The organism is Methylocystis sp., from assembly GCF_050251305.1.
In the GTDB taxonomy this organism is placed as follows: domain Bacteria; phylum Pseudomonadota; class Alphaproteobacteria; order Rhizobiales; family Beijerinckiaceae; genus Methylocystis.
In genome coordinates this window covers 1-21,851 of record NZ_JBFWNB010000043.1, presented here as the reverse complement: position 1 = coordinate 21,851, position 21,851 = coordinate 1, and the positions used below count along the sequence as shown (strand labels likewise).

The 21,851-nt window shown below is 62.2% G+C and carries 20 protein-coding genes; 17 read left to right on the top strand and 3 right to left on the bottom strand.

Translation table 11 applies throughout. From position 1 onward, the window contains the following. Positions 1–45 precede the first annotated feature (45 nt). The gene (locus AB7F41_RS13255) at positions 46–615 is read left to right on the top strand and encodes a hypothetical protein (RefSeq protein ID WP_428385290.1); all 570 of its coding nucleotides are present in this window, start codon (positions 46–48) and stop codon (positions 613–615) included. A 34-nt stretch (positions 616–649) separates the two neighbouring features. Here the strand turns inward: AB7F41_RS13255 and AB7F41_RS13250 are convergent, their stop codons facing one another. Beyond that, positions 650–1,864 (bottom strand): PepSY-associated TM helix domain-containing protein, encoded by a 1,215-nt coding sequence (locus AB7F41_RS13250; protein WP_428385292.1) that lies wholly within the window; start codon positions 1,862–1,864, stop codon positions 650–652. Positions 1,865–2,321: 457 nt separating this feature from the next. Here AB7F41_RS13250 and AB7F41_RS13245 point away from each other — a divergent pair, with 457 nt between their 5' ends. The 5 genes from AB7F41_RS13245 to AB7F41_RS13225 all read left to right on the top strand — a co-directional run bounded on the left by AB7F41_RS13245 (position 2,322) and on the right by AB7F41_RS13225 (position 5,839). After that, positions 2,322–2,693, top strand: coding sequence for a hypothetical protein (locus AB7F41_RS13245; protein WP_428385294.1), 372 nt, complete (start codon positions 2,322–2,324; stop codon positions 2,691–2,693). A 433-nt stretch (positions 2,694–3,126) separates the two neighbouring features. Further along, entirely contained in the window at positions 3,127–3,822 is a 696-nt protein-coding gene (locus tag AB7F41_RS13240) for a hypothetical protein (RefSeq protein ID WP_428385296.1), read from the top strand. A gap of 207 nt (positions 3,823–4,029) precedes the next feature. Then, on the top strand, positions 4,030–4,704 hold the full coding sequence (locus AB7F41_RS13235) for a hypothetical protein (protein ID WP_428385298.1): 675 nt from the start codon (positions 4,030–4,032) through the stop codon (positions 4,702–4,704). Positions 4,705–5,214: 510 nt separating this feature from the next. After that, on the top strand, positions 5,215–5,538 hold the full coding sequence (locus AB7F41_RS13230; RefSeq protein WP_428385302.1) for a hypothetical protein: 324 nt from the start codon (positions 5,215–5,217) through the stop codon (positions 5,536–5,538). Between the two features lie 58 nt (positions 5,539–5,596). Further along, positions 5,597–5,839, top strand: a complete 243-nt coding sequence (locus AB7F41_RS13225; protein WP_428385304.1) for a hypothetical protein — start codon at positions 5,597–5,599, stop codon at positions 5,837–5,839. A 112-nt stretch (positions 5,840–5,951) separates the two neighbouring features. Here AB7F41_RS13225 and AB7F41_RS13220 read toward each other — a convergent pair whose 3' ends face one another. Next, positions 5,952–6,422, bottom strand: coding sequence for a hypothetical protein (locus tag AB7F41_RS13220; protein WP_428385305.1), 471 nt, complete (start codon positions 6,420–6,422; stop codon positions 5,952–5,954). A gap of 439 nt (positions 6,423–6,861) precedes the next feature. Between AB7F41_RS13220 and AB7F41_RS13215 the strand changes: the two genes are divergently transcribed. The 8 genes from AB7F41_RS13215 to AB7F41_RS13180 all read left to right on the top strand — a co-directional run bounded on the left by AB7F41_RS13215 (position 6,862) and on the right by AB7F41_RS13180 (position 17,873). Then, entirely contained in the window at positions 6,862–8,682 is a 1,821-nt protein-coding gene (locus tag AB7F41_RS13215; RefSeq protein WP_428385307.1) for a SulP family inorganic anion transporter, read from the top strand. Positions 8,683–8,741: 59 nt separating this feature from the next. Further along, complete coding sequence (gene hyfB, locus AB7F41_RS13210) at positions 8,742–10,739, top strand: hydrogenase 4 subunit B (protein WP_428385309.1); 1,998 nt, start codon at positions 8,742–8,744, stop codon at positions 10,737–10,739. After that, entirely contained in the window at positions 10,736–11,689 is a 954-nt protein-coding gene (locus AB7F41_RS13205; protein ID WP_428385311.1) for a respiratory chain complex I subunit 1 family protein, read from the top strand. The genes hyfB and AB7F41_RS13205 overlap by 4 nt, the downstream gene beginning before the upstream one ends. Then, positions 11,689–12,351, top strand: a complete 663-nt coding sequence (locus tag AB7F41_RS13200) for a hydrogenase-4 component E (RefSeq protein ID WP_428385313.1) — start codon at positions 11,689–11,691, stop codon at positions 12,349–12,351. Before AB7F41_RS13205 ends, AB7F41_RS13200 begins: the two co-directional genes overlap by 1 nt. Positions 12,352–12,365: 14 nt before the next feature. After that, a complete protein-coding gene (locus AB7F41_RS13195; protein WP_428385325.1) occupies positions 12,366–13,796 on the top strand; it encodes a hydrogenase 4 subunit F in 1,431 nt (476 codons plus the stop codon). Positions 13,797–13,813: 17 nt separating this feature from the next. Next, entirely contained in the window at positions 13,814–15,331 is a 1,518-nt protein-coding gene (locus tag AB7F41_RS13190) for an NADH-quinone oxidoreductase subunit C (protein WP_428385315.1), read from the top strand. Between the two features lie 10 nt (positions 15,332–15,341). Then, entirely contained in the window at positions 15,342–15,857 is a 516-nt protein-coding gene (locus AB7F41_RS13185; protein ID WP_428385317.1) for an NADH-quinone oxidoreductase subunit B family protein, read from the top strand. A gap of 261 nt (positions 15,858–16,118) precedes the next feature. Beyond that, entirely contained in the window at positions 16,119–17,873 is a 1,755-nt protein-coding gene (locus tag AB7F41_RS13180; protein ID WP_428385319.1) for a porin, read from the top strand. A gap of 54 nt (positions 17,874–17,927) precedes the next feature. Here AB7F41_RS13180 and AB7F41_RS13175 read toward each other — a convergent pair whose 3' ends face one another. Beyond that, positions 17,928–18,266: an STAS domain-containing protein gene (locus AB7F41_RS13175; protein ID WP_428385321.1), complete on the bottom strand. Its 339-nt coding sequence runs from the start codon at positions 18,264–18,266 to the stop codon at positions 17,928–17,930. 111 nt (positions 18,267–18,377) lie between these two features. On the opposite strand from AB7F41_RS13175, the gene AB7F41_RS13170 reads away from it, so the two are divergent. The 3 genes from AB7F41_RS13170 to AB7F41_RS13160 form a co-directional block, all read left to right on the top strand. Beyond that, positions 18,378–20,300 carry an MFS transporter gene (locus tag AB7F41_RS13170; protein ID WP_428406611.1) on the top strand — a complete coding sequence of 641 codons (1,923 nt, stop codon included), beginning with the start codon at positions 18,378–18,380 and terminating at the stop codon, positions 20,298–20,300. Further along, the gene (locus AB7F41_RS13165) at positions 20,297–20,725 is read left to right on the top strand and encodes an ATP-binding protein (protein WP_428385542.1); all 429 of its coding nucleotides are present in this window, start codon (positions 20,297–20,299) and stop codon (positions 20,723–20,725) included. Before AB7F41_RS13170 ends, AB7F41_RS13165 begins: the two co-directional genes overlap by 4 nt. A 29-nt stretch (positions 20,726–20,754) precedes the next feature. After that, positions 20,755–21,851, top strand: a 1,097-nt coding sequence (locus tag AB7F41_RS13160) for a PP2C family protein-serine/threonine phosphatase (protein WP_428406610.1), incomplete at its 3' end; no start/stop codon positions are given.

Here is a 21,851-nt window from a genome sequence, read left to right as displayed (position 1 = left end):
CGCGAGATTTCGCCGACGCGTCGAGTCTACAGGAAAGGGAGAGTGATGAATCCGACTCGCCGTCTGAACTTGCTGATATTCGTCGGCATCGTTCTGCTTATCAGCGTCAACGGCGCGGCGTTTTCATATCGACTTTGGCTGCCAGCCTTCAATCAATACGTCGACGACTTTTGGAAGAAGCATACGCTAAAACCGGCTGAGAAGGCCGGCGATCGCACGATCTCGGAATGTCTCGGGGTCAGCGACTTCTATTCCGTTCACCTCACGACGTATTTCCTGCCGGATTCGGAAGAGAGCGCCGGGGGACCGACCGACGATCTGAGCAAATATGACGAATACTGCGACCGGGTGCCCGGAACCGGCAAGGTCATTTTCTCCGTCACGCTCATGGAAAAAGAGGCGCGAAACGAATCCGTCGCGCTTTCGTTCTACGAATATGATTCTCAAGGCGGGCTCAAACAGATCAACGCCTTGTCGTCTCATCCCCACTCAAGCGGCTTCGTGACTTTGGACGCGACTGTCCCACACAAAGGGAAGTATCTTCTCAAGCTCGCATTCGGCGACGCCAAGAATGCCGAAGACACGATCGAGATGCCCATCTTCGTCGGGCAATGATCCGCCGTTTGCGCGGCGAACGTCGCATGTGACGTCAGTTCGCCGGGCGCTTCCGCGCGCGGCGCTTTTGCCGCCAGCGCAAAAATCCTGTGACGAAAAGCGCAAGCGGCGTCAGTCCGACCAGCAGAACGATCGAACGGCCGACGGCGCCGAAAGCCTCGCCGCTGTGCAGCGGGAAGAGCCATTCGATGAACGTCTCGCCAGCGGTAAACGCGCTGCGATCCTGCACATAGGCGACTCGGCCGCTGTATTGATCGACGCCGACGTTTCGGAACGTCTTGGTGCGGTTGGGTTCGTCGCTCGATTGCTTGCCGACGACATAGACGCCGTTCGGCGCGCTCGGCAGAAGGATCCAGTGCAGCGCGCCATCCGGAAAAATCCTGTCGGCGACAGCGGCGGCCGCATCGAGGCCGATCGGCGTTCGGCCGGCAGCCGGCGTCGACTTTCCGAAATCGGGATCTGCGCGCACCTCGGAAAATACGCTGGCCGCCGAGCGCGTCGCAGGTTTGAAAATCATGGCGACGCCGGTGAACAGCGTCACCAAGAGAAAAACGATGAAGTAAGCGCCGACGCTTCTATGCACGTCATAGACAACTCGCTCTGGGCTCGCGCCCCATTTGATTTTCAAGCCCAGACGCCAGTCGCCGTTGCGCGGCCACCACAGATAAAAACCCAAGAGGATGGAGACGAAAACCAGGATGCCCACCGAACCGAGGAGATAGGCGTTATTGACTCCGAGCAGCAAAGTCCAATGAAAGGCCATGACGAGCGGAATGAGCGGTTGTGACAGCGTGCTGTCGCCGTGCAACAGAAGCCGCTGTCCTGTGACTTTCGCCGTGTATGGATCGACGAACATCTCGTAGGCGTCGACGTCGAAATCGTCGGTCTCGACCATAAAGACGATCGCAACGGCGGCGCCGGCATGGCGCGGCATTGTGACTCGTTCGGCTTTGCTCTCTGCTGGCATCGACGCGACAGCCGACGCCAGGATTTCATCCAGCGGGCGACGCGTGGCGGGCGTCGGCGTTTCGACGCGCATGATCGATGCGTTCAGCCATTCGTCGATATTGTCGCGAAACGCGAGAACGCTGCCGCTGAGCCCGACGAGAACAAAAATTGCGCCTGCGAAGAGGCCGATGGTTCGATGAATCTGAAGCAGGACTTTCCGCGCGTGGCCGCGCCGACGCATTGCGCGCGACGGCGATGCGCTTTGCTCTTCCCGTTTGGAGGCGACAGTCCGATCGGACATCAAAGAGCTCGGGTTATCCGCGCGACGATCACGTCAAATCCGACCGAGTTCACGCCGTCTTGTCAACTGAAGGCGGGCTCCGCCGCGTTGCGCCAAGCCGATGGCGTCGAACGCGAAAGCGGCGCGGTCCCCACTTGGGGCGGCGATCAGCGCGCTAATCCTTCTGACGTCGTCGAGCCTCAACGGCCAAATAGACCGCGCCTCCGATCACGATTACGGCCCAAGTCGCAATCGCCAGGAGCCACGTTTGTCCGCTCCACATTTCGCCCTCCCATGCATTGCATCTCGCATCGCCTCGCTGGGTCACTGACGGGCGTAAGCGGTCCGCCGGGCTCGAGCGAGTGAATTGCAGACGGCCGCTGGTCGCGCCGATCCTGTATGAGAAAAATAATGCAGCTGCATACTGTAAGCGTCAAGCTATTCCGAGCGAAGCCTGGGAATTCGGATGCGGGCGTCCATGGAGCGAAGCGCCAGCGCGGAGACATTTTTTTCTTTACGGCCCGAGCTTGGTAAACGATGGTGCAAGGGCCTTGAGGCGAAGGGTTGGAAAAAGAAGAGTCGGAGAACAATGAAAGCAGAAGGGTGCAAGGGAGCGACGCTCGCGGTCGCCGCTATTTCAATGGTCCTCGCCGGCGCGGCGCCAGTGACAAAGGCGGCGGCGACGACGAGCAAAGTGCATTGCCTCGGCGCCAACAGCTGTAAAGGCAAGGCCGACTGTCACTCGCCGAAGAATGCCTGCAAGGGCATGAATTCCTGTAAGGGCCAAGGCTGGATATTCAAGGAGTCCGCCGCCGCTTGCGAAGAGGCGGGCGGCAAAGTCCTCGATTGATCCGAACGGCCTGACTCAGCAGGAGCAGCATCGGCCGCGTCGACCAACCGCGCGGTCCGCGCGCGCGACGCGGCCGACACGCCCTGAACTGACGATTCTGGCGCAAACGGCGGGCCAGCGGGCCGGCGTTTAACGCAGTCTCATTGATCGTGCGGTTCGTCGTATCTCCCCACACGAACGACAGCTACGCGCGCATCGCTACAACATTCCTCCAGCATTGACTTCATGACTGCGCCAGCGCCATTCGCGCCGAGCGCCGCTTTTTTTGCGCGTGAATCCAGCGTCAGCCCCCAAGCGATCGCCTGAAAGGGAGCTTGGCCCTTGCGGAAATTGAGGCTGGAGCCTTCGCCGGGCGATCTTGCCGGCCGCAAACGGCCGCTAGATGACACCTTATCTTACGGGGGGATTCCAACGTGGGAGAGGAATGATGTCGATGGCGATCCCTGAGTCGTCTTTTCCCGGGCGGGCCACGCGCGGCGGACTGGTCGATGACGTCGGCGGGGTTGGCGCCGTCATTCTTGCAATTGTCGGACTTCTCGGCCTCGATCCGCCGATTCTCGCGGTGGTCGCCACGATCCTGCTGGGCGTCACCCTATTGATCCAGGGCAAGGCGATGTTGGCCGAGCACGGCCAGTTTTCCGCCCTGCTCGGCGCGAAATCTCCGATCAACGCCTTCGACGGCGCCAGTCGTTGGGCGGTCATTCTGCTTGGCGCAGGAGGCATGATCCTTGGCCTGCTCGCGCTGCTCGATTTCGAATCCGCTCTGCTGACGCCAGCCGCGTCCATCATGTTCGGCGCGGCGCTCATCGCGAGCAGCGTCTCTGCGTGGCGTCTGAGCGTCGCCAGACGCGCAATCGCCGGAGGAAAGGAGTCTTTGAGAGACATCCTTTCGAAGCAAATTCTCTTTGATGCGGTCTCCATTCAAGTCGCAGGCGGTCTGGCCGCGATCGTGCTCGGCGTTCTTGCTCTATCCGGCGCGAAGAATGACCTTACGTTCAACCTGGTGGCGTTGCTCGTGCTCGGCTCGGCGCTTGTGCTCAAGGGGGGCGCTCTCAACGCCATCTTGCTCGGCTTCATGCGCTCGGCAGCGTGGCGGAGCCCCGACGCCGCTTCAGTCAGGCGGCAATAGATTGCCGCCGCCGAGCGCGACAAAACTGCGGCATGGCGGTCGACGCGGAGAGCTTCTGCAAGCTTAAGCCGAGTCGCGTAGATTTCAGCGCCTCTATGGAAACATAGACGAATGCCAGCAGCAGTCTTGACTATGCGAATACTACTCTATCTGGAATCCCGCGCTCTCTTGCCCGCGGGGCGGCATCGCAAGTCGGGAGACACCGTCATGTCCATTGCATCTCGGGAGACGTCATTTCGCGAAACCGCAGCCTATGGCGGCATAATCGACGCAATCGGCGGAATAGCCACCGTCATCATTGCGATCGTCGCGCTGTCCGGCGTGAACGCGCCGCTTTTGGCTTCCATCGCGACGATCGTGTTTGGCGCCGCTTTGATCGTTCAAGCCGGCGCCATGCTTTCCGAATACGCCCAGATCATCTTCCCGGCGGGGTCGCGGACCGTCAATGTCGAGGGATTCGGCGGCGGCAGCCTCGCGGTCGTCTTTCTCGCCGGCGCGGCGGGCATCGTTCTTGGCGTGCTGTCGCTGCTGGGGATTGAGCCTTCCACGCTGACGCCGATCGCGGCGATCGCTTTCGGGTCCGCGTTGGTTCTGAGCAGCAACGCCGTTTGGCAACTTCACGTGCTCGGCCAGGAGTCGTTGAAGAGCCGAGGTCAAATGGGCGATGGAAACGGCGAAATGCTTGCCAGCGAAGTGGCTTTCGGATCGGCCGGCATTCAAGCGCTTTCAGGCCTGGCTGTGATCGTGCTCGGCATTCTCGCGCTGGTGGGCGTGGCGAATGATCTGACGTTGAATCTCGTCGCCCTGCTCGTCCTCGGCGCGACGGTCGTCTTCACGGGCGGGAGCCTGAACGCGACGCTGCTCAGCATCATGCGCTCCTAGCCTGGAACCGCCCAGCGACGTCAAGACGATGCGGAGTAACATTCGCATCGTCTATCCTTTGGAACAGACGCGGAAACACGCCCCTGCCGCCGCGCGCGGCGACGACCTCCCCTGCCCGCCACAAAGGGGTGCGCAGGCGATGGGTGACGCAAATCAGACGATCTTGGCGCAGCCGCGGCTTAATCGAGAGCCGGATCGATGCCCGCCAGGGACAAGGCGAAAACGACCGCGCACAACGCGAGCGCAACCGTCACTCCGACGAGCGGCGCGGCGAGGCCTGGGAGTTTTTCGAGGAAGCGCATGAACCATTTCGCCGGGGAAAGAGCGGGATGTAAATCGCGAGCCGTTAAAAGAGCGTTGGGAGACCGCTGTCAAGCCGGAAATCGACCGATCCAGCAAAAAATGGCGGCGATCCGCCTTCCCGCCACGACCTCGATCGGGTCAGGCGGTGCCTGACGACTTAATTACGACTTGGCGGCTCTTTGGACGTTTGGGACGACTTGGAACGACTTGGGACTATTTGCGGCGTCTACGACGCCAGGATTCGAACATCCAGGCGCCGGCGAGGAGCACCACGAGATAGACAATCGCGGCGCGAGCGATTTCCGGGAGTTGATCCGCCACGCCGGGCCAAAACAGAAAGGCCAAGAGGGTGATTATGCCCGCGACAAGGGCCGCCAAGAGCGCATCATGATCCATCCCAGCCAAGCCCTCCGAACGTTACAGCGGCGCCGACCCTCGCGCAGTCGATTATTTGGCGCGTTGTCCCGAATTGGAAACATCGACCGCAGGGCCATCGGCGGCCTGGTCGAACGGAACGATTACAGAAGCTAAGCGTTAGCATGGGCGCGGCCTTCATTGCATGTCATGGCCGTGTCCTTAGGAGGCTAACTTGACCCACAAACCGATCGTTCTCGCGCTGGGCGTCGCCATGGCGTCCGCGACGTCCTCGGCCATCGCCGCCGATCTCGCGGAGGTTCCGCCGCCCCCTCCCCCGCAGGAAGACGCATACGCTCCAGACCTGTTCGCCCCCGTGGGCGCGATCGTCGCCCTTCCCGGCACGGTTGCGACGACCGTCGTCGACGCATTCGCTCCGCCTCCGCCCCCTCCGCCCCCCGTCGTCGCGAGTTACTGAGCGTCGCGCGCTCTCGCGCCGACGAAGCGTCTCGCTCTCGTTCGAAGATTTCGCAGGCGACATCCAAGGTCGCTCGCTCGGCAAAGCGGGCGACCTCACGGCGGCGGCAGGTTCATCCGCCGCCGTGCGCCGATTGCATGTCGGCCGGGACTTGCGCCTTGCGATCGGGCCGAACCGTCCCAATGGCGGCGAACAGGAATGCGGTGGTGAGGCCAAATAGAATAAGGCCGTTCATCGCTTCGATGGCGCCGAGAAGTTTCCACCGATCTTCCAAGTAGATCGCCGAATGGCCGTAGCTCGTAAACGCGCTCAGCGAGTATAGCAGCGCCGCGGACTCATCGGGCAATGCGCCCAAACCCATATAGAGCACGGCCCAAACGGCGGCTTCGACGCCATGCAGCGTCGCAGCGCCGAGCGCAATCACCGCGACCGAAATGATGAAGCGGCTGAGAGTTCGGCTTCGCTGTCCGTGACTTATGCCGTGCGCAAGCGCCCTTTCCAGCACCACGAACATGGAGACGTGAAAGACCACAGTGATCACCAGGAGCGGCAGTCCCCAAAGCCAATCAGAACTCCAATACATGCGATTTCCCTTCCTGGCGCGAACAGCAGCTTGCCAATATGGCGTCCCGGCGGGGAAGGCAATCGGGAACGGTCAGGGCAGCCTGCAACGCAAGCATTTCTGGGGTGGATCGACGCTTGAACGTTCAGTTCGCGCGGTGACGTTTTTGTGTCGATCTCGGCAATATCAGCAGCGCCCAGACCCGGCGGCTCCGCCACAGCGATCCCCGTCCCTCACCCCGCCATATCATTGATGAATCAGGCGCAAGCGCCGCTTGGACCGCGATCGAACGGCCTCCGGATTTCGGTGTCCCATTTCAGAAAGAAATCAGAAATATTGTGAACTCTGCGAAAAGATGGAGAAACACCAGGCTCCTCGGCGTGTCCTATGGTGCGGCCGCACAATCAACTGGCGCCAAAATTTATCCAACCACTTAATCTGCGAGGTCCAAGGATAGCGAATGAAGAGCAAGGCTCACGCTCTTCCTGGCGGCCTGGAGGCCGCAGTTGACGCGAGCGCCTCTCAGCGCGCCGGCGCCCCGGCGCAAGACGGATGGCGCAACTTCTCCAGTGAAGAGTCCGTCGGGGAGCACGGCGTCTCCGCTCCGACGGATCCGGGCCACAGTCCGGATCAGCCGCGGAAACCGGCGACGACCCGGATCATACCGAAGACCGGAATCGCCGGACTGGCCGAAAATTGGCGCGCGGACCTTCTCTCCGGCTTCCTGGTCTTTCTCATCGCATTGCCGCTCTGCCTTGGCATTTCGATGGCCTCCGGCTTTCCGCCCCAGGCGGGCATCATCACCGCCGTGGTCGGCGGCCTCCTTGTTTCGCGCATCAACGGATCTTTCGTCACCATCACCGGTCCGGCGGCGGGCCTGATCGTCGTCATTCTGGATTCGGTGCAGGCGCTTGGCGGCGGCGACGCCAAGGCCGGCTACCATTACACGCTTGCGGCGATCGTATGCGCCAGCGTCATCCAGATGCTGATGGGCCTCATGAAGGCCGGCAAGATGAGCGCCTTCTTCCCGTCATCGGCCGTCCACGGCATGTTGGCGGCGATCGGCATCATCATCATGGCCAAGCAAATTCACGTCATGCTCGGCGTGAAGCCGGATGCGCCGACGCTGTTTGCGACGATCGGAGCCATCCCGACGAGCCTTCGCGACATGAATCCTGAGGTCGCGATTATCGGCGGCCTCGGTCTCTTGATCCTGATCGCCTGGTCGCTCGTGAAAAACCGGCGCCTGAAGATGATCCCGGCGCCGATCGTCGTCGTGATCGTTGGAATGGCGCTCGCGCAATATTTCGATCTCGACGACGAACATATCTATCTGTTCCTGCCCGAATACCCGTTTCTGCCGCATCATGAGTTCACGATCGGGCCGAAGTTTCTTGTCTCGATCCCGCAGAACTTCCTGTCAGGCTTCGCCTTCCCGGATTTTTCGCTGATCGGTTCAGGCATTTTCTGGCAGCAGGTCTTCGCCATCTGTCTCGTTGGCAGCCTCGAAAGCCTGCTGAGCGCCGCCGCGGTCGATAAGCTCGATCCCTTTAAGCGCACGTCCGATCTCAACCGCGACGTTGCGGCGGTCGGCGTCGGCAACATCATCTGCGGCTTGATCGGCGGCCTGCCGATGATCGCCGAGATCGTCCGCAGCTCCGCGAATGTGAACAATGGCGCGCGCACCGGCGGGGCGAATTTCTTCCACGGATTATTCCTGCTGATCTTCGTCGCGCTGTTCCCCAGGCTCATTCACGAGATCCCGCTCGCGTCGCTGGCCGCGCTGCTGGTGTTCACCGGCTATCGCCTCGCCGCCCCGCTCGAGTTCAAGAAGACGCTGGCGATCGGCTGGGATCAGCTTGCCGTTTTCGTGATCACCATCATCGGCGTGCTCGCGACCGATCTCTTGATCGGCGTCGCGATCGGCATCGTCGCCGAGCTCCTGTTCCATGTGTGGCGCAGCGTGAATTGGGGACAGGTCTTCAAGCTGCATCGCGAGATCACGGAGCGCGAGCCCGGCGTCTACGAGGTCAAGATCGGCGGCGCCGCCTTCTTCGCCAACTATTTGGCGCTCAAGAGCGACCTCATGAAGCTTCCGAAGGGCGCGACCATCATCTTCGACCTCTCGGAGTCCTGGTGCGTCGATCATACGGTGATGGAGAACCTCCACCACTTCTGTGAAGACTACGAAGCAAATGGCGGGCACGCTGAGATTCGCGGACTCGACCAGCACGTCGCGACGTCACAGCATCCCCTCGCGCCGCGCAAGCGCAGCGCCTAGTCCGTACAGTCGGCGCAGGAGCGCGCCCGACGTCGCGTCGATCCGAAGGTGACAACAGCATGCCGCTCTACCTGGCGTTGGCCTCTGTCAGCGCGCTGCTCGCCGTCAGCGTCTACGCCATCGTCGACAGGCAGAATCACGACATCAGTCGCAACGTCTATCGGCTTTGCATTGTTTTGTGCGGCGTCATCTTTCTCGCGGCGGTCATGCCGAGAGGCGCGCATGTCGTTTCGGCGGCGCTGCCGCTCGGACTGCCGTGGATCGGAATGCATTTTCGCATCGACGGCTTGACCGCCTTTTTTCTTGCCGTCGTGAACCTCGGCGGCGCGGCGGCAAGCGCTTATGCGGTCGGCTATGGCGCGCATGAGAAGGAGCCGATGCGCGTGCTGCCGTTCTATCCGGCTTTTCTCGCCGGCATGAATGTCGTCGTGCTTGCCGACGACGCCTTCACCTTCCTCGTCGCCTGGGAGTTCATGTCGCTTGCGTCATGGGCGCTTGTGCTGACCCATCACCATGAGGAGGAAAACAGGCGCGCCGGTTTCGTCTATCTGCTGATGGCGAGTTTCGGCGGTTTCGCGCTGCTGATGGCGTTCGGCGTGCTCGGAGGCGTGGGCGGCGCCTATGATTTCGCGACGATCCGCGAGTCGACCAAGGAGGGGTGGAAGACGGGCCTCGTCCTCGCCCTGGCGATTGCCGGGATGGGATCCAAAGCTGGACTGGCGCCTCTGCATATCTGGCTGCCGCTCGCGCACCCGGCGGCGCCGAGCCACGTTTCCGCCCTGATGAGCGGCGTCATGACCAAAGTCGCCGTCTACGGCTTCATTCGCGTCGTATTCGATTTGCTGGGACCGCCGGCGTTCTGGTGGTCGGTCGAGCCCATGAGCTTTGGCGCCGCGAGCGCGCTCATCGGTGTGCTCTTCGCGACGATACAGAGCGATTTGAAAAAACTGCTCGCCTACAGCACGATCGAAAATATCGGGGTCATCTTCATTGCGCTGGGACTCGCCCTGGCGTTCAAGGCGAACGGCCTCGCGCTGCCGGCGGCGCTCGCCTTCACCGCGGCGCTGTTTCACGTTTTCAATCACTCATTGTTCAAGAGCCTGCTGTTCTTCGGCGCCGGCGCCGTGTTGAACGGGAGCGGCGAGCGAAGCATCGAGCGGCTCGGCGGCCTCATTCACTCGATGCCGAAAACGGCGTTTCTTTTCCTCGGCGGCTGCGTCGCCATCTCCGCCTTGCCGCCGCTGAACGGCTTCGTGTCGGAATGGCTGGCGTTTCAAGCGATCCTTCTCAGCCCGTCATTGCCGCAATGGACGCTCAAACTTCTCGTGCCGGCGGTCGGCGTGGCGCTGGCGCTGAGCGCAGCGCTCGGCGCGGCCTGTTACATCCGCGCCTATGGCGTCGCTTTTCTCGGGCGGCCGCGCAGCGAAGCCGCAGGAACGGCGCAAGATCCCGATCAATGGTCGCTGGGCGCGATGGCGGTCTTGCTGACGCTCTGCCTGGTCGCCGGCCTTCTGCCGAGTCTGGTCATCGACACGATCTCTCCCATCGCGAATCTTCTTGTCGGCGGCCGCATGCCGACGCAGTCCGACGTCGCCTGGCTCTCCATCGCGCCGATCGCCGAGAGCCGCAGCACCTATAACGGGCTTATTGTCTTTGTCTTCATTCTTGTTTCCGCATATTCGGCAAGATGGGCGATACATCGATTTGGCTCGTCGCGGTCTCGACGCGGGCCAGCCTGGGACTGCGGCTACATCGAAACGAGCCCGACCACGCAATATACCGGCAGCAGCTTCGCGCAGCCGATCCGCCGCACCCTTGGCGTCATGGCCTTTTCGGTGCGGGAGCGGCTGGACATGCCGGCGCCGGGCGAGATGCGGCCGGCTCGGCTGAACGTCCAAATCACGGATCGCATTTTCGACTATCTCTATGCGCCGCTGACGCGCGCCGTTGAGACCTGCGCCTCCGGTCTGAACGTCCTCAGCATACTCTCGATACAGCAGTATCTCGCGCTGGTTTTCGCCGCGCTCGTTTTCCTGCTGGCGCTGGTGGCGATATGACGTTTCTTTTTGACCTCCTCGTGCAAGGCGCCCAAATGCTTTTGGTCCTTGCGCTTGCGCCGCTGCTCATCGGTTTCGTAAGAAAACTGAAGGCGCGCCTGTTGCGCCGAAAAGGGCCGCCGATCATTCAGCCCTGGCGGGATCTTCTTCGGCTACTGCGCAAGGACGTCGTTCTCGCCGAAAACGCGTCCTGGCTCTATCGCTCCGCGCCCTATCTGATTTTCGCCATGACCTGGGTCGCGGCGGCGCTCGTGCCGACTTTCGCCACGGGACTGATGTTCAGCTGGTCGGCCGATCTCATCGCCATTATCGCCCTGCTCGGCAGCGCTCGTTTTTTCCTTGCGCTCGCAGGCATGGACATCGGCACGAGCTTCGGCGGCATCGGTTCCAGTCGCGAAGCGATGTTCGGCTCGCTGGCGGAGCCGGCGACGATCATGATCGTCTTCACGGTTTCCTTTGTCGCCGGATCCACCCAGCTCTCCGAAATCGCGTCCTATATGGCGGGCAATCTCGAATTGCGCGCCTCGGTCGGCATGGCGCTCGTCGGACTGCTTATCGTCGCCATCGCCGAAAATGGACGGGTTCCCGTCGACAATCCCGCGACCCATCTCGAGCTGACGATGGTGCATGAGGCGATGGTCCTCGAATATTCCGGACGCTATCTCGCGCTCATCGAGCTTGCGACGGCGCTCAAGCTGCTCCTTTACGTCTCGCTGATCGCCTGCATCTTTTTCCCGGTCGGGCTGGCGTCACATGATGCGAGCCTCAAGGCGATGATGATCGGCCTTGGCGCTTACGTGCTGAAGCTCGCGATCGCCGGCGGCGTTCTTGCGCTGTTTGAGACGTCGACGGCCAAGATGCGCGTCTTTCGCGTCCCCGACTTCCTTGGCGCGGGGCTGATGCTCGGTCTTCTCGCGACGCTGCTCGTCTTCGTGACACGGAGCCTCTGATGGAGCTTCTGACAATCGACATCGCGCATATGCTTGCCGGCGCGCTCGTGCTGACAAGCTTCATGCTGCTCTATCAGGACCGGCTGTCAGGGCTCATCAATATCTACACCTTGCATGCGGTCATTCTGTCGCTTTCGGTCGCGTGGCAGGCGTATTATCAGCACGCGCCTCATCTCTATGTGACGGCCGGCATTGCGGTGGTGTTCAAGGCGCTGATCATCCCCTTCAGCCTGCGCCACATCGTCAGACGCCTCGGCATCCATCGCACCGTTGAAGTCGTCGGCGGCGTCGGCGTCACCATGCTCATCGGCATATTTCTCGTGGCGTTATCTCTCGTCGTGATGCTGCCGGCGACGGCCTCCGCCGACCCGCTGGCGCGCGAGGACATCGCCTTCGCGCTGGCGATCGTGCTGCTCGGGCTCTTGATGATGGTCACGCGGCGCAACGCCGTCAGTCAGATCATCGGCTTCATGTCGCTCGAAAACGGCCTGATTCTCGCCGCGGCGGGGGCGAACGGCATGCCGCTCGTCGTCGAGATCAGCGTCGCCTTTTCGATCCTGATCGCCTTCATCGTGATCGGGATCTTTCTGTTCCGTATTCGCGAACGCTTCGACAACGTCGATCTCTTTGAACTCGATCGCATGCGCGGAGGACGCTGGTGAGCTCCGATCTCTTCATGGTCTCGAATGCGCTGATTGGCATTCCTGCCGCGGCGGCCGTCGCCGTCGCGCTTGAACCGGATTACCGGCGTTCCGCGATCGTCAACGTCTGCGCCTCCGGCGTGACGTTTCTTTTCGCCCTTATTCTTCTGATCGTCGAGCCCGAAAGCGGCGGGTATCTCTTCGTCGACGACCTCAACATCGTCTTCATCGTGCTCTCGACCTTCATCGGCTTCACCACGAGCGTCTACAGCGCAAGCTACATCGACCATGAGATCGAAACCGGCCGATTGACCTCGGCGAACGTCCGCTTTTATCACGCGATGTATCAGGCGCTGATGTGCGCGATGAATCTGGCGCTGCTGGCGAGCAACATCGGTCTGATGTGGGTCGCCATCGAAGTCGCGACGCTGACCACCGTGCTGATGGTCGGCATCTATCGCACGCCGCACGCTCTGGAGGCGGCTTGGAAGTATTTCATCCTCGGCAGCGTCGGCATTGCGCTCGCGCTCTTCGGAACGATCCTCATTTACATGTCCGCGGAGCCGGTCTTGGGCCAGGGCTACGACGCCATGGTCTGGAAAACCCTGATGCAGCAGGCGCCGCAATTCAACGCGCGAATGCTCAACGTCGCCTTTGTGTTCTTGTTCCTCGGCTACGGCACGAAGGTCGGCCTGGCGCCGATGCACGCTTGGCTTCCCGACGCGCATGCGGAGGGGCCGACGCCGATCTCGGCGGTCCTGTCCGGCCTCCTTTTGAATGTCGCGCTTTATGCTGTGCTGCGATTTAAGATGCTGTTGACGGCCAATGCGGCGGCGATCACCCCTGGCCCGCTGATGATTACGCTCGGCCTTGCATCTCTGCTCATGGCGGCATTCATGCTCTACCGTCGCGGCGACATCAAACGGCTGTTCGCCTATTCCTCCATCGAGCACATGGGCATCATAGCCTTTGCCTTCGGCATGGGCGGGCCGCTCGCCAACTTTGCCGGTCTGCTGCATATGACGATGCACAGCCTGACGAAGTCAGCGATCTTCTTCTCGGTTGGCCACATTGCGCAGGTCAAGGGAACGCAGAAGATCGCAGATATCAGAGGACTGACGCAGAGCCAGCCGGCGCTTGGCTGGAGTCTCGTCGCGGGCGTGGCGGCGATCATCGGCCTGCCGCCTCTTGGAATCTTCATGAGCGAATTTCTCGTCGTGAGTTCGACGTTCGCGCGTCAGCCGCTTCTCGCCATACCGCTTGTGTTCGGACTCCTGCTCGCTTTTGGGGCGTTGCTGTTGCGGCTGACGGGCATGGCGTTTGGCGAACCGAGCCGGAGCGAAGGCGAGGTCAAGGCGTCGATGTTGCCCATCTACGCGCATCTGTCGCTCGTGCTGCTCGCAGGACTCTATCTGCCCTCGCATCTGGTCGCCTGGTTTCAAAACGTCGCGCGGCTCCTGGGGTGAGCTCGAAGGGTGAAACGATGAACTTCGCCAGCAATCAGACGCCGACCAAGTCGTCGCCGCCGACCTGCCTTCCCTGGCCTCGGGAAATCGTGGATGAAGCGGGCTGGCGCGCCTTTGCCGAGAGCCTTGAGAAGGGCGAACGCGAGCTCCTCAGTCTCTGGGGCGAACGTTCGAGCGTTCACATGGCGGTGCTCGAAGCGCGCGAGCCGCGCCTGCGCATCATCACGCTGGAATGCCGCGAAGGCTCCTTCCCCTCTGTCGGACGCCTGCATCCTCCCGCATTACGGCTCGAGCGCGCCATTCGCGATCTTTTCGGCTTGGAGCCGGAGGGCGCCCCTGATGATCGCGCCTGGCTCGATCATGGCCGCTGGGGTGTGCGCCACCCTTGCGGCGCATCGGAAAAGATCGAGACCGACTGTGACCGCTACGCCTTTCTTCCCGCGGAAGGCGAGCCGCTCCACCAGATCCCGGTCGGGCCCGTTCACGCCGGCATTATCGAACCAGGGCATTTCCGCTTCTCGGCGAATGGCGAGACCGTCGTGCGGCTCGAGGAGCGGCTCGGCTTCGTGCACAAGGGCGTCGATCAATTGATGTCCAATGTCTCGATCGAGCGCGCGGCGCGACTTGCGGCGCGCGTGTCCGGCGACAGCACGGTCGCCTACAGCCTCGCCTTCGCGCAGGCGGTCGAGTCGGCGTTCGACGTGACCGCGCCGCCGCGCGCCATGTATCTGCGCGCGTTGCTCGCGGAGCTCGAACGTCTCGCCAATCATTTCGGAGACGTCGGCGCCATCTGCAATGACGCCGCCTTCGCATTGATGCATGCGCAATGCGGCATCGTGCGCGAACGCATCTTGAGAGAAGCGGCAAACTGTTTCGGACACCGCCTGATGATGGATCGCATCACGCCAGGCGGCCTGACTGTCGATCTCACCGAAGCCGGCGCGGCGGCGCTTTATGCGCTGATCGAGTGGATCGAGGTCATGACACCGCAACTTATGGCGCTCTTTGGCGACACGACGTCGCTGCAGGATCGCACCGTCGGAACGGGTCTCGTCAGCGAAGCGCTCGCAAGGCAATACGCCTGCGGCGGCTATGTCGGACGCGCATCCGGCCGAGACTTCGATGCGCGCAAAGCGATTGGATACGCGCCCTATCCGCAGCTCGCCTTTGAGATCGGCGGGTCGAAGGACGGCGACGTCGACGCCCGGGTCTGGGTCCGTTTCGACGAAATCAAGGCCTCGCTGCAAATCGTCAGACAAATTCTCGACCAAGCGCCTCAAGGCCCGATCATCGCCGCCTGGACGCTTCCAGAAGACTGGACGCGCGAAGGCGCCGCGCTCGTCGAAGGATTCCGCGGCGACATTTTCGTCTGGCTGCGCATTCGCGCCGACGGCGTTGTGCAGCGCTGTCATCTGCGCGACCCGTCCTGGTTCCAGTGGCCGCTGCTCGAAATCGCGATCAAGGACAATATCGTCGCCGATTTCCCGCTCTGCAATAAATCCTTCAACTGTTCCTACTCGGGGCACGATCTCTAGGACGCCTGCGATGCGGAAATTTTTGTTTCAAGGCTTGCTTCGCCGCGCGCTCACCGAGCGGGCTCCGCTTCCGAACGCGGAGTCGGTTGCAGAACTTGGCTACACGTTGGGACGAACGGCGCGCCGGAAATTGGGACGCAGCCTGTCGATCCGGGAAGTCGACGCAGGCTCCTGCAATGGCTGCGAACTGGAAATTCAGGCCCTCAACAACGCCTATTATGATCTCGAGAGATTCGGAATGCGTTTCGTAGCGTCGCCGCGTCACGCCGACGTCTTGCTCGTCACCGGTCCGGTGACGAAGAACATGCGCGAAGCGCTTGAACGAACCTATGCCGCAACGCCCGATCCAAAATGGGTAATCGCCGTAGGAGATTGCGCCTTCGACGGCGGCGTCTTCTCGGAAAGCTACGCATGCGTCGGCGCCGTGGCGAAAGTGATTCCGGTGGATCTCCACATTCGCGGCTGCCCCCCGGATCCCACAACGCTGCTCAAAGGATTGATCGCCTTCGTTGAAAATATGGACTGAACGCGGCGAGGAGGCGTCGGCCCGAAATATGGCGCCGTGCTGTTCGGAACGTGGAACTCGCCATTTTGGTGAAATGTCCGAGCAACATTTGTGCGCAAACTGATAAATTCGGGAAAAATTTTCATACGAAAAATTGGCTGCCAGCAGCGTTAGCTTCTCGCATATGCGACTCGCGCGGTCGACGCGACGATCTTGCTGTCTTGATCCGCGGCTCCAGGCGCAGCGCCGCTCGTGCACATCGAGACGCAATCGAGGATAATCATGAAATTCTCGGGCTGGAAACGTAGCGCCGCAGCCAGCGGGCTCGTCGCAGTTCTCTCATCGACGACAGCGAACGCCGCCTCCAGCGAAGCCATCGAGGCAAGACTGCGCGCGCTGGAGGCGGAGATCGCCAAACTGCGGCGCGAAGCGCGCCAGGCCCGGGCCGAATCGCAACGCGCCGCCCAATCCGCTGAACGAAGCGCAGAGCGCGCGAAAGCGGCGGAAGCAGCCGCGACGCCGCTCATGCCGCCGGTCTTCGTCGCGTTCAAGAACGGGCTGTTCGTCGAAAGCGCAGACAAAGCGTACAGCTTCAAGATCGGCGGGCGGATGCAGTTCGACGGCGGCGGCGCGACGCAACCGCTCAACGGCTGGTCGGGCCAGGCCGGCGTTCGTCAAGTGCGCCTCGAGATCGAGGGCAAGGCGGCGAAATATTGGTTCTACAAGCTGCAATATGATTTCGCCGGCTCGCAATATGGCACGCCGTTCAATGCGCCCGTGCAGGGCGGCATTCGCGACTTCTATATTGTCCTGCAACACCCGCTGATGACGTTGCCCTTCGCCAAGGAGCCGGCTTTCATCCATGTCGGCAGCTATTTCGAACCCTTCAGCCTTGAGTTTACCGGCTCGTCTCGCTTTCGCGACTTCATCGAACGCGCCATGGCCGTCGAGGCCATCGCGCCAAGTCGCCACCTGGGCGCGGCGATCGGCGCCTATGGCGACAATTGGACGGCGAAGGGCGGCATTTTCACGACGAGCTTCGAGGATCTGAACACAAACCCAGCCGTTGGCGTGTCCCCGCTGTTCGGGATTCCGACGAAAGCCGGCTGGTTCCCGACGGGCGGCGGCCAGTATTTCGATCTGACCGGCCGACTGACCTATGCGCCGATCATGACCGAGCACGACCTCCTGCATGTCGGCGTCTCCGGCCGCTATCACCAGCCAAACAGCGCAACGGGAACTTCCGACGATCGCGTGCTGCGGCTCGGCAACCGTATCCGCTCGGAAGCCTATATTCTCAATCAAGGGCTGCTCGGCACGCCGGATCTCTCATGCGGAACCGTCGCTCTCCCGGGATGGGCGTCCGCCGCCGCCGCGCGTTGCGTCAACAGCGTGCAGTCCTTCGGCGTGGAGCTCTCGGCGGCGCACGGCCCGTTCTCGCTGCAAGCCGAATATCTCGCTCAACAGGTCAACCGCAATTCGACGAATATCATGCTGGCGCGCCTTGCCGGCGCGTTCGCGCCGGGCGGCGCCTCGCATTATTTCAGCGGGTATTACATCTATGGGCAATGGTATCTGACCGGCGAAGAACGCGCCGCCGCATATGACGTGACGAATAAAATCGGCGCGAATTTCAACCAGATCACGATCAAGCATCCGATGAGCGCCGGCGGTTTCGGCGCCGTCGGCCTGGCGGCGCGCTACAGCGCGCTCAATCTCAACAGCGGCCCCTATAGCGGCTCAAGCCTGTACAACATGCTCGCCTATACGACGCTGATCGCGCCCAATCCGGCCGCCGCCTCCTATATCGCCAATGCGGGCGTCGTCGGCGGCCGCCAGCAGAACGTCACCTTGGGAATCAATTGGTATCCCGAAAATGGATTCCACTTCCAGTTCAACTGGACCCATGTGCTGCAGGCCTCTGCGCCACTCAATGATTATGCCCTGTTCGGCGTCGGCGTTCCGACTCGGCAGGGCCCTTACTTCAACAGCGCCCACCCCAATCTCTTCGAAGCGCGCGCTCAGGTTTACTGGTAGAACCGCGTCGAACGCCAACATCGCCTCGCGCGCGAGAAGGAGCCGCCCCTTGCGTCAGCTGCGAAGCGCGGCGGAGGCGTCCTCCACGCCTGCATGAGCGCCCAGCAACGCGTCGAAGCCGCTCACCGACATCACTTCCTTCACGTTGCCGGACAGCCCGCAAAGCGTGAGCGCGCCGCCCAGCGATTTGGCTTTTTTCGCGACGATGAGAACCGCTCTCAAGCCCGCGGAGCTGACGTAGTTCACTTTTGAGAAATCGACGACGACCCTGTTGGGACCTTCCGCAATCAGCGCCGCGCACTGTTCTTCGAAAGTCGCCGCCGAGCCGCTGTCGATGCGGCTCATCGGCCTGACCACGAGCAGCCCGTCCGAAATCTCATGCGTGAGCTCCATTTGCTTTCCCCGGTGACGGTGACGCAATCGCCGTTTATTTATTGCGAAGTCCGGAAGCCATAAACCGCTTTCCTGTCCTTCGTCCAGGCGCCGCCGCCTTAGGGAACAAAGATGACCGTAGCTCTAGATCGCCCGCAACGACGCGCGCCCGCATCGCAGATCGGCCTCGTCGAGGAATTTCTGCTTCTCACTCTGGAGGACAGCGGCGGCGAATTCGACAGCGTGCCCGAAATTTATCTCAACTGCGGAATCGCCGGGGCGGCGCTGATGGATCTCGCGCTGCGCGGCCGCATCGACTCTGACCTCGACGGCGTCTTTGCGGTCGACGCGACGCCAACGGGCGACGAGCTGCTGGATCAGGCGCTCGCCGATATCACGCGCGAGCCGCGCCGTCTCGGCGCGCAGCATTGGATCACGCATCTGTCGCGCAGCGCCCCCGCCATGCGCCAGGCCGCGCTCGCCAATCTCTGCGCGCGCGGCATTCTGCGCCAGAGCGACCGCGCCTTTCTCTGGGTGCTCAAGGAGCGTCGCTATCCGGTCGTCGAAGGGCAACAGCGGCCGGAGGCGAAAAAGCGTATCCTCGCCCTGCTCTATAATGACGATATTCCCACGCCTGCCGACGCCGCGCTGACGGCGCTCGCCGACGCCACCTTCGTCTTCGAGCGGATCCTCACCCCGAAGGATCTCGAACGAGTCAGGCCGCGTATTCGCCAAATCGCGCGCATCGATCTCATCGGAGGCGAGATCGCGCGCACCGCGCATCAGGTCAATCTGGAGACGCGCGCCGCCGAACGGCGGACGGTGCTCGCAGGCCTGGCGGGCAATGTGGTCGAATGGTACGATTTCGGCGTCTATGGCTTCTTCGCGGCGACAATCGGAGCGCAATTCTTTCCTTCTGAAGATCCTTCCCTTTCGCTGATCGCCTCTTTCGGCGTATTCGCGGTAGGCTTCATCGCGCGTCCGCTCGGCGGGCTGCTGTTCGGCCATATCGGCGACCAGCTGGGCCGGCGCGCAGCGGTCGTCAGCTCCGTGATCTTGATGATCATTCCGACTCTGCTGATGGCGCTGCTGCCGACCTATCGGCACATCGGCCTCGCGGCCCCCTTGCTCCTGATTCTGTTGCGCCTGGCGCAAGGCCTCGCCGTGGGCGGCGAATATACGACATCCATGGTTCTTCTCGTCGAAGAGGCCCAGACCCGCCGGCGAGGCTTTGTCGGCAGTTTCGCCCCCTTCGGCGCGCTGGGCGGCCTGCTTCTCGGCTCGGCGGTCGGCGCGACGCTCACCGCCTTCCTGCCGGAGACGGCCGCTGCTTCGTGGGGATGGCGCCTTGCGTTCTTCGCCGGGCTCCTCATCGGTCTCGTCGTCTTCGTCATTCGCCGCCGCCTGCCGCCAGATCCCGCGATCGTCCAGACCGAGGAAGCGCGCAAATCGCCGCTTCTCGACGCCTTCCGCACGCAGTGGCGCACGATCTTCAAGGTCGTCGGCTTCACGCTTGGCAATGGCGTCGGCTTCTATCTCTGCTTTGTCTATGTCTCGACCTGGCTGAAGGAGCAGCAGCATCTTTCCGCCTCGACAGCGCTCACGCTCAACAGCATCGCTCTTTTCTTCATGCTGATCATGACGCCGCTCGCCGGCGCGCTCTCCGACAGGATCGGGCGCAAACCCGTGCTGATCATCGGCGCGGCCGGGCTCGCCCTATCCGCATGGCCGCTGTTCTGGCTGATGAGCAGCCCGCATCTCGGCGCCATCCTGGCCGGACAATGCGCCTTCGCGCTGTTCATGTCCTGCTATGGCGCGAGTCCGGCCTTTCTTGTCGAAGCCTTCCCCAAGCATGTCAGATGTTCCGGCCTCTCCGTCGGCTACAACCTCTCGCTCTCGGTCTTCGGCGGAACCGTTCCGATGGTCGCGGTGTTCCTCATCAAGTTCACCGGAAACCCATTGTCTCCGGCCTTCTATCTTTCGCTGGCGGCGATCATCTCTCTGTCGATGGCGCTGCTCATCGGCCCCGACTCGGAAGAAGCGGCGACGCCTTGATCGGCTCCCAGGAAACGCGACGCGCGAGTCTGAACGTCGCTGGCGGCGATATTTCGAACGCCGTCGCCTGGATCGCGTCCGAGTCCGAAGCGCTCGGCGCGACTGAGCGGCAGCGTTTTGGCGCGCAACTCTGCGCCGAGGAGATCCTCATCAACGCCGTGAGTTACGGCGGACGTCCGCATCTGACCTTCACCATCACGCTGGAAGCTCTCGACGATCGACTTCGCCTCACGCTTCAGGATGACGGCGCCGCATTCGATCTTCGCGAGGCGCCTGAAAGAACGATCGACGCCACGCTCGAACAATCGCGACCGGGCGGATGGGGCGTCGCCCTGGTTCGCCGCTTCGCGGATCATGTCCAATGCCGTCGTGATGGCGACAGAAACGTCGTCGTGCTCGACTTCGTCGGCGCGCGCGAAACATGACTGCGCCTGACAAAGACCCGTCGGAGACCATGTCTCACGCGACGCGAATCGCAATTGAAAAGCTTCTGGCGACCGCGCGCAGGATTGATTTGCAAATCGGCGACACGCTCGTTCGGCAGGGCGATGCGAGCGACTCCGGCTTCTACCTCGCGGAAGGCGCTGTCCAGGTCTATGCGGAAACAGCCTATGGCGACGCGCCGCTCGCGACCCTCAAGGCGCCGCGTCTCATCGGCGAAATTGGCGCCTTCGCCGGACTGTCCAGAACGGCAAGCATCAAAGCTGCGACAGCCGCGCGCCTGTATGAGATCAGCCGCCGTGAGCTTGTCGAGCTTGGCCGACAATCGCCCGACATTCTCCTGGCTGCGCTTGAGCAACTCGGCCATCACATCGCGGCTGTCAACGAAGCCCTGGCGCTTTACGCCAACGCCCTCGCTGCGCTCGAAGCGCGCGAATTCGACAGCCGCATTCTCGTGGATCTCGACAATCCGCCGCCGGCGCTTGTGACGTTCGCGGCGGCGTTCCGTCGGTTTGCGACCGAGATTGTCGGAAAGCGACGCCGCGAGGATGAAATGGCGAGCGCGGCGCTCATCCAGCAGTCGCTCCTTCCCAAGGAAGCAACGATCAATGACCGCCGACAGGACGTTGAAATCGCCGCGCGGATGCGGCCGGCCCGCGACGTCGGCGGCGACTTCTATGATTTTTTCGTGCTGGACGACGACAGGATCGCCTTCACGATCGGCGACGTTTGCGGCAAGGGCACGCCTGCAAGCCTCTTCGCATCGATCGTCGTGACGCTTCTCAGAACGCTTGGCCGCGACCGACAGGATGTCGTGACGGTCGTCAATCGCGCCAACGTCCTGCTTTGCGACGAGAATGACGCGGCGATGTTCGCGACCGTATTTTTCGGCGTTCTCGATCTACGCGACGGCGAGATCGCCTACGCCAACTGCGGCCATGTCGCCCCGGTCCATCTCTCTGGGAGCGGACACATCACGCGCCTCAAAGCGACAGGCGCAGCGCTCGGGATCGATCCCGCGCGCGACGCCCAGGCGATGCGGATACGATTTGAACCGGGCGATAAACTCATCCAGGTCACGGACGGCGTCACGGAAGCCCTGAACGCCGC